This window comes from Arcobacter cryaerophilus gv. crypticus, assembly GCF_002993025.1.
Classification (GTDB): domain Bacteria; phylum Campylobacterota; class Campylobacteria; order Campylobacterales; family Arcobacteraceae; genus Aliarcobacter; species Aliarcobacter cryaerophilus_B.
The window spans coordinates 46,112-62,809 of the sequence record NZ_NXGI01000004.1; the positions used below are offsets into that span (position 1 = coordinate 46,112).

The 16,698-nt window shown below is 27.8% G+C and carries 20 protein-coding genes; 16 read left to right on the plus strand and 4 right to left on the minus strand.

Annotation, left to right across the window (positions count from 1 at the left end):
* Positions 1-2: 2 nt before the first annotated feature.
* Positions 3-323, plus strand: coding sequence for a putative quinol monooxygenase (locus CJ670_RS03080; protein WP_105938814.1), 321 nt, complete (start codon positions 3-5; stop codon positions 321-323).
* 75 nt (positions 324-398) lie between these two features.
* On the opposite strand, the gene CJ670_RS10945 is transcribed toward CJ670_RS03080, so the two are convergent.
* From CJ670_RS10945 to CJ670_RS03090, 3 genes are read right to left on the minus strand one after another with little or no spacing between them, the layout of a single operon-like run.
* On the minus strand, positions 399-1,130 hold the full coding sequence (locus CJ670_RS10945) for a HoxN/HupN/NixA family nickel/cobalt transporter (protein ID WP_207763603.1): 732 nt from the start codon (positions 1,128-1,130) through the stop codon (positions 399-401).
* Complete coding sequence (locus tag CJ670_RS10950; RefSeq protein ID WP_207763600.1) at positions 1,109-1,861, minus strand: DUF1007 family protein; 753 nt, start codon at positions 1,859-1,861, stop codon at positions 1,109-1,111. Before CJ670_RS10950 ends, CJ670_RS10945 begins: the two co-directional genes overlap by 22 nt.
* Complete coding sequence (locus CJ670_RS03090; protein ID WP_105938815.1) at positions 1,858-2,766, minus strand: metal ABC transporter solute-binding protein, Zn/Mn family; 909 nt, start codon at positions 2,764-2,766, stop codon at positions 1,858-1,860. The genes CJ670_RS10950 and CJ670_RS03090 overlap by 4 nt, the downstream gene beginning before the upstream one ends.
* Positions 2,767-2,885: 119 nt before the next feature.
* On the opposite strand from CJ670_RS03090, the gene CJ670_RS03095 reads away from it, so the two are divergent.
* From CJ670_RS03095 to CJ670_RS03165, 15 genes are all read left to right on the plus strand, one after another.
* Positions 2,886-3,248, plus strand: a complete 363-nt coding sequence (locus CJ670_RS03095; protein WP_105910879.1) for a Fur family transcriptional regulator — start codon at positions 2,886-2,888, stop codon at positions 3,246-3,248.
* 37 nt (positions 3,249-3,285) lie between these two features.
* Positions 3,286-4,506 (plus strand): Na+/H+ antiporter NhaA, encoded by a 1,221-nt coding sequence (nhaA, locus tag CJ670_RS03100; RefSeq protein WP_425352268.1) that lies wholly within the window; start codon positions 3,286-3,288, stop codon positions 4,504-4,506.
* Entirely contained in the window at positions 4,496-4,810 is a 315-nt protein-coding gene (locus tag CJ670_RS03105; RefSeq protein ID WP_105910877.1) for a hypothetical protein, read from the plus strand. Before nhaA ends, CJ670_RS03105 begins: the two co-directional genes overlap by 11 nt.
* Positions 4,810-5,493, plus strand: a complete 684-nt coding sequence (locus tag CJ670_RS03110; protein WP_105910876.1) for a ferritin-like domain-containing protein — start codon at positions 4,810-4,812, stop codon at positions 5,491-5,493. The genes CJ670_RS03105 and CJ670_RS03110 overlap by 1 nt, the downstream gene beginning before the upstream one ends.
* Before the next feature lie 3 nt (positions 5,494-5,496).
* Complete coding sequence (locus CJ670_RS03115; RefSeq protein WP_105910875.1) at positions 5,497-5,736, plus strand: hypothetical protein; 240 nt, start codon at positions 5,497-5,499, stop codon at positions 5,734-5,736.
* Positions 5,736-6,089 carry a magnetosome protein MamC family protein gene (locus CJ670_RS03120; RefSeq protein ID WP_105938817.1) on the plus strand — a complete coding sequence of 118 codons (354 nt, stop codon included), beginning with the start codon at positions 5,736-5,738 and terminating at the stop codon, positions 6,087-6,089. The genes CJ670_RS03115 and CJ670_RS03120 overlap by 1 nt, the downstream gene beginning before the upstream one ends.
* Positions 6,082-6,450 carry a hypothetical protein gene (locus CJ670_RS03125; RefSeq protein ID WP_105938818.1) on the plus strand — a complete coding sequence of 123 codons (369 nt, stop codon included), beginning with the start codon at positions 6,082-6,084 and terminating at the stop codon, positions 6,448-6,450. Before CJ670_RS03120 ends, CJ670_RS03125 begins: the two co-directional genes overlap by 8 nt.
* A gap of 5 nt (positions 6,451-6,455) precedes the next feature.
* Positions 6,456-8,573 (plus strand): heavy metal translocating P-type ATPase, encoded by a 2,118-nt coding sequence (locus CJ670_RS03130; RefSeq protein WP_105938819.1) that lies wholly within the window; start codon positions 6,456-6,458, stop codon positions 8,571-8,573.
* Positions 8,574-8,728: 155 nt separating this feature from the next.
* On the plus strand, positions 8,729-8,998 hold the full coding sequence (locus CJ670_RS03135; RefSeq protein ID WP_228154190.1) for a hypothetical protein: 270 nt from the start codon (positions 8,729-8,731) through the stop codon (positions 8,996-8,998).
* 60 nt (positions 8,999-9,058) lie between these two features.
* The gene (pyrH, locus tag CJ670_RS03140) at positions 9,059-9,766 is read left to right on the plus strand and encodes a UMP kinase (RefSeq protein WP_105910870.1); all 708 of its coding nucleotides are present in this window, start codon (positions 9,059-9,061) and stop codon (positions 9,764-9,766) included.
* Positions 9,767-9,798: 32 nt separating this feature from the next.
* On the plus strand, positions 9,799-10,017 hold the full coding sequence (locus CJ670_RS03145) for a DNA-directed RNA polymerase subunit omega (RefSeq protein ID WP_105910869.1): 219 nt from the start codon (positions 9,799-9,801) through the stop codon (positions 10,015-10,017).
* A 20-nt stretch (positions 10,018-10,037) separates the two neighbouring features.
* Positions 10,038-12,200, plus strand: coding sequence for a RelA/SpoT family protein (locus CJ670_RS03150; protein ID WP_105938820.1), 2,163 nt, complete (start codon positions 10,038-10,040; stop codon positions 12,198-12,200).
* A 14-nt stretch (positions 12,201-12,214) separates the two neighbouring features.
* Positions 12,215-13,423, plus strand: coding sequence for a tyrosine--tRNA ligase (tyrS, locus tag CJ670_RS03155; RefSeq protein WP_105938821.1), 1,209 nt, complete (start codon positions 12,215-12,217; stop codon positions 13,421-13,423).
* Positions 13,424-13,435: 12 nt separating this feature from the next.
* Positions 13,436-14,515 (plus strand): nitronate monooxygenase, encoded by a 1,080-nt coding sequence (locus tag CJ670_RS03160; RefSeq protein WP_105938822.1) that lies wholly within the window; start codon positions 13,436-13,438, stop codon positions 14,513-14,515.
* A gap of 62 nt (positions 14,516-14,577) precedes the next feature.
* A complete protein-coding gene (locus tag CJ670_RS03165; RefSeq protein ID WP_207763601.1) occupies positions 14,578-16,284 on the plus strand; it encodes an N-acetylmuramoyl-L-alanine amidase family protein in 1,707 nt (568 codons plus the stop codon).
* Here the strand turns inward: CJ670_RS03165 and CJ670_RS03170 are convergent.
* Positions 16,247-16,690, minus strand: a complete 444-nt coding sequence (locus tag CJ670_RS03170; RefSeq protein ID WP_228154191.1) for an NUDIX hydrolase — start codon at positions 16,688-16,690, stop codon at positions 16,247-16,249. The two genes, CJ670_RS03165 and CJ670_RS03170, sit on opposite strands and share 38 nt — an antisense overlap.
* Positions 16,691-16,698: the final 8 nt, after the last annotated feature.

The window sequence follows — 16,698 nt, forward strand, 5'->3', positions numbered from 1 at the left end:
TGATGTCAAAAAAAATATATTGTATAGCTTCATTTGAAGCAAAAGAAGGTTTAAACGAACAGTTATTTAAAGTACTGCAATCTTTAGAACCACAAACTATAAGAGAAGATGGTTGTATTCAATATATTGTTACAAAACATATAAGTCATCCAAATGCAACTGGAAAAAGCTTTCCAATAGTATTTAATGAAATTTGGGAATCAAAAGAGGCTTTTGAGCTTCACTGTAATAAACCTTATATCAAAGAGTTTTTTCATAAACATTGTGTTTTAAAAGATGGACTTGTAAAAGATTTTAATGTTTGTGTTTATAGTGATGAATAATAACTTTATTAAATTTTTCTGGAATTGAAATTTAAAGCTCTATTATTAACTAAATTTTATAATATTAAAAATACTTTAAGAAAAAATTCCAGAGCTAATAAGCATCAAAAATGCTAGAATAAACATAAAAATAGGTGCAACTATCTCTAATATATTTACAATATTTTTAGAGTTTGAAGATATTTTATGTAAACTTACTCCAAAAAATGATGAAGAAAAAATCACAACAGCCATACCAAGGCTAATACTAATGCTAGCTAAAAATACTGCAAAATAAGTTTTAAGTAAACAAGCATACATAAATAATAAAATAGTTCCTGGACATGGAACTATTCCAGCTGTTAAAACAAATATTAAATCTTGTTTTTTACTTCTTTTTTCAAAAATTACTGGCTTATTTTTAGAAGGTGCTATAAAATTTATTTTTTGAAAATTTGAAGAAAATTTTGTTGCTTTTGTATCAGACTTACAAACCACACAAGAACAATATTTTTTCTTTAATTTTCTATACAAAATAAAAATTGCTAAAAACATAATTATAACAGCACTTAAAGCTGTAATATATGTAGCCGAATTTGATACGAAACCACTTAATGCTGTTTGAAGAATTAAAATAGATATTAAAACTATAATCAAAGCTCCAAATATATGTACAAACGCTGTTAAAACAGAGATTATAAAAGCTTCAAAATATGTACTTTTTTGAGATGAGAAGTATGAAAATGCAAAAAATTTACCATGTCCTGGTCCAATAGAGTGAATAACACCATAAAGAAAAGATGCTATTAATAGAAAAATAAAGCAAATTTATCTCCATTTTCAATATCTACTAAATGTTTTTTTATATCTTCTGTAAATCTATCAACTCTATTTTTTGGTGCATCACCCTGCTCTTCTTCAAACTTTATATCTTGTTCTTTTTCTTGATTAAAAGTATTGTTTATTGAATCTTCATTTTTAATATCTTCAAAATTTAAAGCTAGTTTATTATCATTAAAAATATAATTTACTTCATTTATCTTTGTTGATTTGTTAAATTCATAAAAAGTATCAATTTTTTGATTTTTTGCTTCAAATATTGTAAAAAAATATCCATCTTTATCAAAAATTACAATTTTAATACTAGATTTATCATAAATTATTTGATTTAATTCAATATTATACTCAAATCTCAAAATTCCATTTTGAAAACTAATTTGATATTTTTTAACTACAAAATCTAATTTTATCTCTTTTTTTCCATTATCAAAATAGATATTTGTTATAAAGTTTTTTGAAAACAGATATTCAACTAAAGAGTCTTCTATAAGCTTTAACTCTTTATTATCAAAACTTTTATCTAGATTTAAATCATAAATTAAAAGTAATTCTTCCGTAAACTCTTTTTCAAATTCCCATTTTATATCTATGTTTTTTATACTATCATTTTCTAATTTTATATCTGTAAAGATATTTGTTTTTGGAGTATAAACTGAGCATAAAGCACATCCAAAAAGGATGCCTTTTACAATAAAAAATAGAACTAGAAATCTAATCATTTATAACTTTTTGCAATCTCATTTGCTACTAGAAGCATATTATTGTACCAATCATCACTTAATGGATTTATAGATACTACATTTGCACCAATATTTTGTGAAATTGTTTTTGCACTTTTTTGTGAAAATTGAGGTGCGACAAATACTATTTTTATATTATGTTTTTTTGCTTCTTCTACTAATTTAAGTAACTCATTTGGTTTTGGCTCTTTCCCTTCCATCTCAATAGAGATTTGCTCAATATCATACCTTTTAGCAAAATATCCCCAAGATGGATGAAAAACCATAAATGCAGAATCTTTATATGGTTTTAAAATATTTTTTATTTCATTATCTAAACCATCAAGCTCTTTTACAAATTCTTCATAATTAGCTTTATAAAAATCACTATTTTGTTCATCTATTTTAATCATTGTTTCATAAATATTTTTTGCTTGAGTTTTTACACTTATTGGGTCTAACCAAATATGAGGATCAAGTCCATCTTCTGCATGAGAGTGTTTATTTTTATTTTCATGTTTATCATGAGAATGCTTATGCTTTTTGTGCTCATCTTCTTCATCATGATGAGAGTGTTCAACCATAGCAATTTTTTCTACTCCAATAGTTGTATCAACAAAAATTGTATTTTTTGCATTTTGTTTAAATCTTTTAATCCAAGCTTTTTCACTAGGTTCACCTATCATAAAATAAGCTTTTGAATTACCCAAAGATTTCATCTGAGATGTTTTTGGTTCAAAATTATGAGGAGAACTTCCTGGCTTTACCATAACATTAATATCAAATTTATCTTTTACTATTTTTTGTACAAAATACTTTTGTGGTAAAATTGTAACTGTTAACTCCTGCTTTGAAGCAAATAAAATTGTTGTAAACAACATAAAAACTACTAAATAATTTCTCATATTTATCCTTTGTGTTTAGTATATTATGCAACTAGGTTGCAAATTTTTTGACATTCTAAACTTTTTATTCTTTAATGCAACTTAGTAGCACTTAATTAAATTTTAGTTAGAATAAATTTATGATAAAAGAAAATTTTTCAAATATAAAACTTACAAGTGCCAGAAAATCTATCTTGGATATACTTATAAACTCAAGTAAACCATTAAGTTACGAAGATATAAAAGATAAAATATCTATGGATAAAGCAACTTTTTACAGAAATATCACAATTTTTGAAGAAGAAAATCTTATAAACTCTTTTGAATCAAATGATAAAAAAAGATATTTTGAAATAAAAGATATAGACCATTCACACTTTGTTTGCAATAACTGCTCAAATATTGAGTGCATTTTTGAAAAACCAAATTTTCTTTTACAAGATTATAAAATTGAAAATATTATCCTAAAAGGAAAATGTAAGGAGTGCAATAAAAATGGCTAAAATACTTTCTGCTAGCTACTTAAGAAAAATTGTTAACATAAAAAATCAATACAAATTTATAAGAAGCTTTATATCAACTGCAACTTTAAGTGGGATTCAGCTCTTTTTGGTAACAGTTTTGGCTGTTTACATAGCAAACTCTATATTTGCTCCACAATATTTCGAAATTTTAAAAACTCATTTTAGTTTCTCTTTTGGAACACATACTTTTTCTATGAGCCTTCAGCATTGGATAAACGATGTTTTAATGGCACTATTTTTCTTAGTTGTTGGTCTTGAAATAAAAAGAGACATGCTAATAGGTGAGCTTTCAAGCATTAAAAAAGCATCTTTCCCTATAATTGCAGCACTTGGCGGAATGGTTATTCCAGCAATACTATATTTAAGTGTAAATCAATCTCATCCAACAGGATTTGGAATTCCTATGGCTACAGATATTGCTTTTGCTTTAGGAATTTTAATGCTTTTAGGAAAAAGAGTTAGCCTATCTTTAAAAGTATTTTTAGTAACTTTAGCTGTTGTAGATGATTTAGGTGCAATAGTTGTAGTTGCAATATTTTATACAAGTGAACTTCATTATGATTTTTTAATTTATTCAGTTTTAACATATTTTATTCTTATGATTTTTAACTATTTTAATTTAGTACGTGTTATGCCTTACTTATTTGTTGGTATTTTTCTATGGATTTTTATACATAGTTCTGGTATTCACTCTACAGTAGCTGGAATTCTTCTAGCTTTTGTAATTCCTTTAAAAGCAAAAAATACAACTGTTGAAGAGATTGAAGAGCATAACTCAAAAAGTCCACTTTTAAGAGTTGAAAATGCTCTTCATAACTTTAGTGCATTTATCATAATGCCTATTTTTGCTTTTGCAAATGCAGGTGTTGAGCTAGATTTTGCAAGTGTTGTAGATAATAAAACAATTGTTCTTGGAGTATTTTTAGGTTTACTTATTGGTAAACCTATTGGTATTTTAGCTTCAACTTATATTGCATCAAAATTTAAAATTAGTGAAAAACCATCAAATGTAACTTGGAGTGAAATTTTAGCTGTTGGATTCTTAGCAGGAATTGGATTTACAATGTCAATTTTTATCTCAGTTCTAGCTTTTGATGATCCACATATTGTAAGTGCTGTAAAAATTGGTATTTTTGCTAGTTCAATTAGTGCTGCAATTATTGGAGTACTTCTTCTTATAATTCTAGGAAAAAAAGAGACTCAAAAAGAGTTTCTAGAAGGTCTAAATGATAAATAGTGAAACTATAATAAAACTTTCTAGTTATTTTACTATTATTGCTCATAGTCCTGGAAGATTAAGAGTTAGAGTAAATCCAAAAATAGTTAATGAAGGAGATAATATATCTTTAGATGATATTACAAATCTACCAAAAAAAATATCTGGTATTGAAGAGATTAAAATAAATAAAATTATAGCCTCAGTTACAATTACATATAACCCCACTATTTTTAAGCCAAAACTTTGGGAAGATTTGATAAAAAATGAAAATATAGATGAAATAACACAAATAATAAATAATCTTGCAAAGGAGTCTATTTAATGGCGATTGACTACAACATTTTAATTCAAAAAAGAGTTGATTTAAATTCAAATATCAATATTGATGAGCAGATTTTACAAATTGCTATTTATGATGAGTTTAAAGCTTACGAAACTTACAGCAAAATAATTGAATCTTTTGGAAATATAAATCCATTTATAAATATAAAAGAGTCTGAAGCAGTACACTATAGTATGCTTATAAAATTGGCAGAAAAATATGGTGTAGAAGTTCCAATTAATGACTGGAAAGATAAAATAGAAATACCAAATAATCTAATAGAGTGTTATGAATTAGGAGTTGCAGGAGAAATTGAAAATATTGCTATGTACAATAATCTTTTAACAAACTCAACAAAAAGTGATATTACAGATACACTTTTCAGACTTCAAGCTGCTTCTTTTAACAATCATTTACCAGCTTTTAGATCTTGTGTAATAAATCATTACAATGCCTTTAGCTCTTCTTCAAATAGTGAGGATATTATGCAAAAAATGCAAGAGTATCAAGAGATTGTAAATAATCTTATGAGTGGAAATATAGATGAAAGTACAATTTCAAATCTTAGTTCAAAACTATTTTCAAATATAAGTTTTCAATTTTTAGGTGGAGCTGTTAGTGGAGCCGCAATTATAGCGCTTTTAAATCAGTTTTTAGAAAATCAAAATTCAAACAAGGAGTAAAAAATGGCATTACCATTTATAGCTGGTTTAGCTCTTGGAGCTTTGGGAGTTGTTGCTTATAAAAATAGAGAAATTATTAAAAAAAAGGGTGAGATTTTTTTTAATGATGCAAAAGAAAAAGGTGAGATTTTAAAAAAAGATATTGAAACAAAAATTTCACAAACAAAAAAGAAGTTTGAAAAAGAAGATACAAAAAAGGTAGTTAAAAAACCAAAAACTACTCAAACTAAAGAGGCAAATTGATGAAAAATATAAATACAGGAACACCTAGAAATGTTTTAGGTCATGTAATAAGTGGTGCAATAGCAAGTGCTGTTATTAGTGGTGCAATAAATTATAAAAAGTATCAAAACGGTCAATTAAAAAAATGTGAAGCAATAAAAGATATAACAAAAAAAGCAACTCAAGGTGCTATTGTGACAGGAAGTGCAATTGCAACAACAAACTATATTGGTGAAGGAAACTATCTTAGAGCTTTAACATCAGCATCTATTGGAATGGCTGGAATTTATGCATTAGAAATAATTGAAGAAAAACTAGAGCAAAAGTACTTAATAAACCAAAATCTACAATTAGAGGAAAACTCAAATGACTAATAACAATCAAAATTTTAATCAATACAGCACAGATATAAACAATACAAGAAATAACAATCAAAATGGACTAAATATAAACCAAAATCCATATATAAACAGCGGTGTAAATCAAAATTTTATAGGACAAAATACAAATAGTCAAGCACAAAATCAGTCAAACTCTTTTTTAAATGGTGATTTTATAAAAGGTGCATTAATTGGAGCAGTAGCAACTTACATTTTAACAAATAAAAATGCGCAAGAGAGTATTTTTGAAGCAATAAATAAAGCAAAAAATCTTGCAACTGCTGGATTTGAAGAGCTAAAAGAGAGAATTGAAGATGCAAAAGCAGCTTCAAAAGTAAATGAACAAGAGTTCTAAAAACAATGAATAACAAATTTATAAAAGTTCATCAAAAAGGACTTAGAGCTAGATATAAGCTTGAAATACTAAAAGATAATTTTATAGATGAAGAGATTTTAAAAGGATATTTTAATAAATTTAATGAGATAAAAAGTATAAGAGTAAACAAAAAAGCATACTCAATAATTTTTGAACTAAAAAAAGATATCTTTGAAAAAATAGAGAAGAGATTAAAAAGTATCTCATTGGAAACACTTTTAAAATCTGCATCAAAAAATGAAGCTAGTGTTTGTGTATCTTGTGTAACAAGCGAAGAGCCATCTATAAAAGGAACTCTACTTGCAAGTAGTGCTTTAGTTGCCGAAAGATTGGTTACAAATAATAGTTTAAAAGCTACTATTACAACTCTTGCTTCAATTCCTCTTTTAATTGATGGTACAAAAGAGCTATTCAAGGATGGTTTAACTTCTCATGTACTTGAAGCAGCAGCTGTAGCTATTTCTATTTATAGAAAAGATTATCTTGCTGCAAACTCAACAAATGCTATGCTAGAACTTGGTGAATACATAGAAGAAACAACAGTTCATAAAAGTGATGATTTACTAAAAGAACTAGCTAGACCTAATATTGAAGAAGCTTGGGTTGAAAAAAAAATAGATGGAAAAATTGTAGAAGTTTTAGTAAAAACAGCTGAACTAAATATTGGTGATATTGTAGTTGTTGGAGCTGGAAGTACTATTTGTATAGATGGACATATAATAGACGGAGCTGGTACAATTAATCAAGTATCAATGACAGGTGAAGCCGAACCAATCGCAAAATATAGAGGGGATAGAGTAATATCTGGAACTATTGTTGAAGAAGGAAGATTTAGAATTTGGGCTGAGCAAGTTGGTGCAAATACTGCAACTCAAAGAATAAAACATTATATAGAAAACTCTTTAAACGAAAAATCATCTGCTCAACTAAAAGCAAATCGTCTTGCGGACAAGCTAGTTCCTGTTACTTTAGGATTAGCAACTGCTGCTTATATTTTCACAAAAGATTTTCAAAGAGTTGCATCTGTACTTCAAGCTGATTATTCTTGTGCTTTAAAACTTGCAACTCCTGTTGCTTTTAAATCTACAATTTCAAAAGCTGGTCATAGCGGAATTATGATAAAAGGTGCAAAATCTATTGAAGCACTAAGTAGTGCTGATACTTTTGTTTTTGATAAAACAGGAACTCTTACAAGTGGTGAACTAGAAGTTATAAGTGTTGATTCATATGATAAAAATTGGAGTGAAGAAAAACTTTTAAATCTTACAGCTTCAACAGAAGAACACTATTTTCATCCTGTAGCTGAAGCTGTTGTAAAAGCAGCCAAAGAGAGAGGTTTCGTACATATGCATCACGAAGAGGTACAATTTATAGTAGCTCACGGTGTAAAAACAGAAATAAAAGGTAAAAATGTAGTTATAGGAAGCAGGCACTTTTTAGAAGATGATGAAAAAATAGATTTTTCTTCATACAAAAAAGAGATTGAAAACTCTTTAAGAAAAAGTGATACTTTACTATATGTTGGGTACGATGGCAAACTTTTAGGAACGATTGGGCTTAGTGATGAGTTACGAGAAAATACAAAAGAGAGTATAAAAAAATTAAAATCTCTTGGTGTAAAAAATATTGTAATGTTAACAGGAGATACAAAAGCAAAAGCTCTAAAAATTGCTGATGAGTTGGGTATAAATGAAGTAAAAGCAGAACTTTTACCTCAAGATAAAGCAAATATTGTAAAAGAGTTGATGCAAGAGGGTAAAAAGGTTGCTTTTATTGGAGATGGTATCAATGACGCTCCAGCACTTATATCTTCTCATGTTGGAATTTCAATGAGTCGTGGAGCTGATATAGCAAAAGCAACTGCTGATATTAGCCTATTAAAAGATGATATTGCTGCTGTTGTTGAAGCAAAAGAGTTTGCAAATAAAACTATGAATTTGATAAATACTAACTTCAATGCAACAGTTGGAATAAATAGTGTAATTCTTTTAGGTGCAACTTTTGGTTTATTTTCTCCGATTGTAACAGCTATATTACACAATGGAACAACAATTGGATTGCTATTAAATTCGATAAAAGGAGTAAAATTAGCAAAAAAATAGATTTTAATAATAGTTATCAGTTTTGTTTAAGAAATTAAATAATACAATTCTTGTAATTTATTAAAGGATATATTTTATGCCAATTTTATTACCATTAGCGACTTTAATCACAGGTATTTTGACAGTTAAAACTGTAAATAAAACTATAAAAACTTATGAAAGAAGAAAAAAGAGAGATGAAAGAGCTAAAATTTGATTTAGAGCTTCAAAAAGAAGTTGCAAAAATTGGAATGAGCGCAACTTTGGGTGCAACTGTTGTAACTTCAATGTTTATGAAAAATAAAATTGCCAAAAATACTCATATTATTGCAGGTGTTGCTTTTTGTGGCTTTGCACTATGGCATCATATGCTTTACCAACCAAAAAAATCAAAAAAAGAAAATCAAAAAACTATTATTACAACAACAAACTCTTCAATAAAATAGACTAAGTTTTTGTTAATTATATTTTAGATAGAATCCAAAAATTGTTGAAGGATAAAATAGATGATTAAAAGAGTTCTTGTAAAGTTCTCAGGCGAAGCATTGGCTGGAACTGAAGGATATGGAATTGATACAAAAATATTAGATTATATTGCTGAAGAGATTAAAACTTTGGTTGAATATGGTGTTGAAGTTGCCATTGTTATTGGTGGTGGAAATATTATTCGTGGTGTTACTGCTGCTGCTGATGGTGTTATTAAAAGAACAAGTGCAGATTATATGGGAATGCTAGGAACTGTAATAAATGGTGTTGCTATGCAAGAAGCTTTGGAATACAAAGGTTTGAGTGCAAGATTGCAAACTGCTATAAAAATGGAAGAGATAGCCGAGCCTTTTATTGTAAGAAAAGCTATGAGACACTTTGAAAAAGGAAGAGTTGTAATATTTGGTGCAGGAACTGGAAATCCATATTTTACTACTGATACTGGGGCAACACTAAGAGCAACTGAAATTGGTGCTGATTTACTTATAAAAGCAACAAAAGTAAATGGAGTTTATGATAAAGACCCAATGAAATATCCAGATGCGGTAAAATTGGAAAATCTAACTTACGATAGAGCTTTAGAAGACCATATAAAAGTTATGGATGACACTGCTATTGCTTTAGCAAAAGATAATAAACTACCAATTGCAGTTACAAATATGAATGAAAAAGGAAATTTGCTAAGAATTGTACAAGGCGATTATAGCAAATGTTCTATAGTTAAATAGTTCAAAATAGATTTTAAAAAGGATATTAAAAAATGGAAAGATTAGAAGAGAGAATTTCAAGAGCTTTAAAACAAGTTGATAATGATAGATATATTCTAGCAATTGCAGTTGGACAAAGAGCTGATGAGTTAAGTAAAGGTGCAAAACCACTTTTAAGCCAAAATACTCAAAAAATGAAATATACAGATATCGCAATTGATGAAATAGCAAGTGGATTGCTAAAAATCAACGGTCTTACTGAAAAAAAATAGATTTCTACTTAGTAGATTTTATGAATTTATTCTTCAAAGAGCTACAACTAGTAAATACAATTGAAGGGGCAATAAACGAGCTTAAAAAGCAAATTGATATTAGCCCAAAACTATATGAGATTATTGATTTTATTATCGAAGCTCATGAAGGTCAATTTAGAAAAAGCGGTGAACCTTATTCGGTTCATCCAATCTTAGTAGCAACAATAACTAGTACTTTTTCAAAAGATGAAGATGTTATTGCAACTGCACTTCTTCACGATGTTGTAGAAGATACACCTTTTACATTAGAATTCGTTGAAGAAAAATGGGGTAAAAATGTCTCTAATATGGTTAAAGGTCTTACAAAAGTAGCAGATATTAGAGAAGAAAATTTTATCACTTCAAAAGATTCAAGCGATACAAAAATAGTTCAAGCAGCACTTACGTTTAGAAAAATGCTAATAGCATCAATTGATGATCCAAGAGTTTTAATAGTAAAACTTTGTGATAGACTTCATAATATGCTTACTCTTGCTGTTTTACCGCAACATAAACAAAGAAGAATAGCTGAAGAGACTTTAGTTGTTTATGTTCCAATTGCAAATAGGCTAGGTATTTCAACACTTAAAAATGAGCTAGAAGATTTAGCATTTTTTTATATCTATCCAGATGAATATAAAAAAATTGATGATTTTTTAAAAGAAAGTGAACAAGCACTACAGCTTAGTTTCAATACTTTCATTGCTATTACAAAAAATTTATTAGAGAAAAATGGTTTTGAAGAAAATGATATAAAAATCTATTCAAGAATTAAACACCACTACTCAATATATTTAAAAATGCAAAGAAAAGGTATTACAATTGAAGAAGTACTTGATCTTTTTGCAATTAGAATATTAGTTCCTAATGATATAGATTGCTATAAAGCCTTAGGACATATTCATTTAGAATTTAAACCGCTTGTTTCAAGATTTAAAGATTATATAGCAACACCTAAAGAAAATGGATACAAAACTATTCATACAACAGTTTTTTATAATTCAAAAATATATGAAATTCAGATTCGTTCTTTTGATATGAATAGTGTTGCAGAGTATGGAATAGCAGCACATTGGGCATATAAAAATGGTGAAAAAGTTAGCCAATCAACAGCAGCAAATTCAAATCTAAATTGGTTAAAATCTTTAGAGTTTTCTAATGACAATATAGAAGAGTTTTATAATGAAACAAAAGAAAACTTATTTAACGATGAGATAATAGTTTATTCTCCAAAAGGTGAAGTTTTTATTCTTCCTATTGGATCAACTGCTTATGATTATGCATTTGCTGTTCATACAAATGTCGGGAAAAAAGCAATTTCTTGCTATATAAATAAAATTAAAAAACCTCTTTTAACAGTTTTAAAAAGTACAGATATTATACAAATAGAACTAGGAAATGAAGCAATTATAAGATGTTCTTGGATAGATATGGTAAAAACTTCAAGAGCAAAAAAACAGTTAAAATTTCTATGCATGCAAAGACAAAGAGAGATAGATGAGCTTGCTGGAAAAAATATTATAAATACTATATTTTCAAGATATTATGTTGATATTTTAGAACATTATCCAGTAAAAGGTCTATATAAAGTACCAACAAATTTACCTTTTTTAAAAAATGCAAAACAGATTGTAGAAAAAAAAGTATTAAAAGAGAAAGGGATTATGGGAAGATTTAAAATCTTCACAAGTAAAATAAAAGAGTTTAAATTTGACAATATGCTTATTTATTCGAACTTTAATATAAACTCTGTATCATTTGATCACTGTTGTCACCCAAAATTTGGAGATGATATTATTGCATTTAGGAAATCTAACAATGCAATAATTCACCATAAAATGTGTGATAAAGCTTATTCTAAAATCAAAGAAAATGAACAAATGTTATATTGTGAATGGGCAAAAAACTCTGTTTTTCAATACAAGATGCTAATAAGTATTCCAAATACAAAAGGTGAATTAGCAAAAGTTTTAGCATATCTTTCTAAAAGTGATTTTTATATCTTAGCTTGTACTTTTGGAAGACAAAAACACTCATATATCCAGTATTGTGATATAGAGTTTGAAATAAATAATTCAAATGTAGATGAAGTTAGACAAATTGTTGAAAAAAATATAAAAGTTATAGATTTTATGTCAAAAAAAGACGCATATAATAAATAAAGGTTTAATAGAATATGGAAAATAAAATAAAAGAAGCAATAGACGAAATTCAAAGAGGCGTAGCTGAAATTATTGATATTGAAGCTATTACAAAATTAATAAAAAAATATTTTGAAACAGGTGAAAATTTCTATGTAAAAGCAGGATTTGATCCAACAGCTCCTGATATTCATCTAGGACATACAGTTTTGATACAAAAACTAGCAACTTTTCAAAAATATGGTGGAATTGTTCAATTTTTAATTGGAGATTTCACTGCAACTATTGGAGATCCAACTGGAAAAAGTGAAACTAGAAAAGTTTTAAGTAGAGATGATGTACTACTAAATGCTGAAACTTACAAAGAGCAAGTTTTTAAAATCTTAGACCCAAAAAAAACAAACGTGGTTTTTAATAGTACTTGGTTAAATGAGCTTGGAACAGCAGGACTTATAAATCTAGCTTCAAATTTAACAGTTGCAAGAATGCTTGAGCGTGATGATTTTTCAAAAAGATATAGTTCAAACACTCCAATTGCTGTAAATGAATTTTTATATCCCCTACTTCAAGGTTATGACTCAATTGCTTTAAATAGTGATGTAGAGCTTGGAGGAACTGACCAAAAGTTTAATTTACTTATGGGAAGAACTCTACAAAAAGCATATAACTGTAAAAAACAACAAGCAGTTTTAATGATGCCAATACTTGAAGGTCTTGATGGTGTGCAAAAGATGTCAAAATCATTAGGTAACTATATTGGTGTTACAGATGAGCCTTTTGATATGTTTGGAAAAGTTTTATCAATTTCAGATGAACTTATGTGGAGATACTTTGAACTTCTTTCAAGTAAAAGCTTAAAAGAGATTGAAGAGATTAAAAAAGGTGTAGAAAATGGAACTCTACACCCTAAAAAAGTAAAAGAGGATTTAGCAGCTGAAATAGTTGATAGATTTCATGGTGTTGGTTCTGGGATTGATGCAAAGCTAGAATTTGAAAAAGTTTTTGCTAAAAAAGATATTCCAACTGATATGCCAGAGTTTATATTTGAAAATGAAATTTGGATTTGCCAAGCTATGGTTGATAGCAATTTAGTTGATTCAACTTCTCAAGCAAGACGAGATATAAAATCTAATGCAGTATCAATAAATCAAGAAAAAATAAGTGATGATAAGATAAACTTAACATCTGGCGAACACATTTTGCAAAAAGGCAAAAAAAGTTTTGCAAAAATAATAATAAAATAGAAGAGGCTAATTGTGAAAATAGGAAAATATGAAATAAAACATCCAATAATTCAAGGTGGTATGGGTGTTGGAATTAGCTGGGATCAATTAGCAGGACATGTTAGTCTTGAAGGTGGTTTAGGAGTAATTTCAGCAGTTGGTACAGGATACTATAAAAAGCTTAGCCCAAAAGTAAATATTATTATGAAAAAAGATAAACCAAAAGAGGTTTTAAATTTTTATAGCAAAGATGCACTAAAAGAGATATTCGATAATGCTAGAAAAATTTGTGAAAATTCACCACTTGCTTGTAATATTTTATATGCTATAAATGATTATGGAAGAGTAGTACGTGATGCATGTGAAGCTGGTGCTAATATAATAATTACAGGAGCTGGAATTCCAACAAATATGCCAGAATTTACAAAAAACTTTCCCGATGTTGCATTGGTTCCAATAGTTTCAAGCGCAAGAGCTTTAAAGCTTATTTGTAAAAAATGGCAAAGATACAACAAACTTCCAGATGCTGTAATTGTTGAGGGACCTTTAAGTGGTGGTCATCAAGGGTTTAAGTATGAAGATTGTTATAAAGAAGAGTTTCAACTAGAAAATATTGTAACTCCTGTAATTGAAGAAGCTAAAAACTGGGGGAATATTCCTGTTATTGCAGCTGGTGGAGTTTGGGATAAAAAAGATATTGATAAATTTATCTCTTTAGGTTGTGCTGGTGTTCAAATGGCTACTAGATTTATAGGAACAAATGAGTGTGATGCAGATGCTAAATTCAAAGATGTTTTAGTAAATGCAAAAGAAGAAGATATTATCTTAATGAGTTCTCCTGTAGGTCTTCCTGCACGTGGAGTTAAAACAAATCTTCAATTCTCAATAGAAAACCAAACAGCTCCAAAAGTTCAATGTATTTCAAACTGTGTAGCTCCATGTAATCGTGGAACTGAAGCAAAAATTGTTGGTTATTGTATTGCTGATAGACTTGGAGCTGCATACAAAGGTGATGTAGATACTGGTCTATTTTTCTCTGGTTCAAATGGATATAAAATTGATAAGATAATCTCTGTTAAAGAATTAATGGAAAAATTAACTAAAGGAGAGTAGTTATTTTAACTAAATTCTTTCTATGTCTTACGCTTATTATCAATATATCTTTTGCCTCTAGCTTGGAAGAGCAGTATAAAGAGGCAAGGATAGAGTTTTTAAAATCTTCACTTAGAAAAGATGAAAATCAAAAAATTGATGATTTAAAAAGAATTATTGAACTAGGAAAAAAATTAAACAAAGATATAAGACCAGATGAAAAAAAATTATCTGTTTTAGATAAAAATATCAAAAGTAAGAATACTAAAAATGATAACCAATCAAAAAATAAACAATCAAATGTTTTATATTCTATAAAAAATGTTACAACTTCAAATAACTCAATAATAATTGATTTTAATGTTGATATCAAAAAAGATGATATTAAATTTTTTGAACTAAAACCTTCTCCTTTACATAGAGATGTTTTTGATATAAAAGGTTATTTCAAAGATGCTCTTGCTACAAAGTTATCAATTCAAGGTGAAGAACAAATTACAATAGGACAATTTCAACCAGATGTTTTAAGAATTGTAGTTTCAGGAAATAATAATCCAGATACATCTTATAAAATAACAAAAAGACAACTAATAATAGATATAAATAGCAAACAATCAATAAAAAAAGATGAACAAATAAAAGAGATTTCAAAACCAGAAGCTAAAATCAGTTCAAATAGTGAAGATATGATTGATTTAAAAAATTCTATTCGTTCTATTTCATCTAGTGGAGATTTGATTAGTGTAAAATTTAATAAAAAAATATCAAAAAAAGATTTAAAGTATTCTACTCTTAAACAAAATGGAAATTTTGAATATATTTTTGATATTACTGGAAAATACAAATATGTTGAGCCTACAAAACTAAAATTAACTAGCATAGATAAAGTTATTACTACAGATAATACAAATAGTGTAAAAATTAGATTAATAAATAAAAACAACCCTAAAATTAAATACATTTTAAAATCAAATGAGATTATTATAGAAGTTTTGGAAACTCAAAGTGAAAAAATACAAATTCCTAAAAATAATACTGAATCAAGTAGTAAATCTAATATTCCAACTACAAGTTCAAAACAAGCTCAAAATACAACATCAAAAAATTCTATAAATAAAACAATAGTTATAGATGCAGGACATGGTGGAGATGATGTTGGTGCTGTTGGACCAAACAAACAGTATGAAAAAGTTATAAATTTAGAAGTAGCAAGATATCTTGAAAATATTCTAAAACAAAGAGGATATAAAGTATATTTGACTAGATCAACTGATAAATTTATAAAAGTTATGGATAGAACTATTTTGGCAAATGAGAAAAATGCTGATCTTTTTATATCTATACACACAAATGCTATGCCAAAAGAGAAAGCTAGCAGCACAAGTGGTATTGAGACATTTTTCTTAAGTCCAGCAAGAAGTGAAAGAGCAAAAAGAGTTGCTGCTTTAGAAAATAAAGATGATATTAGAGAGATGAGTGAAAGTTCAAAAAATGTATTTTTAGAGAGCTTAAACCGCCCAAGAATTACAGCTTCTCATAAATTTGCAATAGATGTTCAATCAGGACTTTTGCAAGCAGCTAGAACAAAATATAAAGATGTAAAAGATACTGGAGTTAAAGAGGGTCCATTTTGGGTTTTAGTTGGTGCTCAAATGCCTTCTATTCTTATTGAGTTAGGATTTATATCTCATCCTGTTGAGAGTAAAAGATTATATGAAAAAGATTATCAGCAAGTACTTGCAAATGGTATTGCTAATGGAATAGATTCTTACTTTCTAAAAAATCCTTAATTTGTGATACCAATTTTTTTTGCATTGACTTTATTTTTGGAAGTTTTTTTAATGAAAAGAATTTTACTTTTGAGTTTTCCCAAGAGAGATATTCACTTTTTAAAGTATTACCATTAAAATATCTATCCATATCTTCAATATTTGAAGAGTTTACAAGCCAAACTCCAATATCTTTTTCTTGATTTATCTGTTCAAAGTACTCTTCAAAAAGTTCAATATCAATAGAAATTGAACTCTCTTCAAAAAACTCTCTTTTTGCACACATAAAAGCAGTCTCATTTTTTACTTTTGTACCTTTTAAACATCCCCATTTATCATCACTTGCAACATCCAAACATAAAAGAATTTTAACACCTTTTTTTGTTACAATATATGGAACTATTCCATAAGTTTTTGTATGACTCATTATTTTAA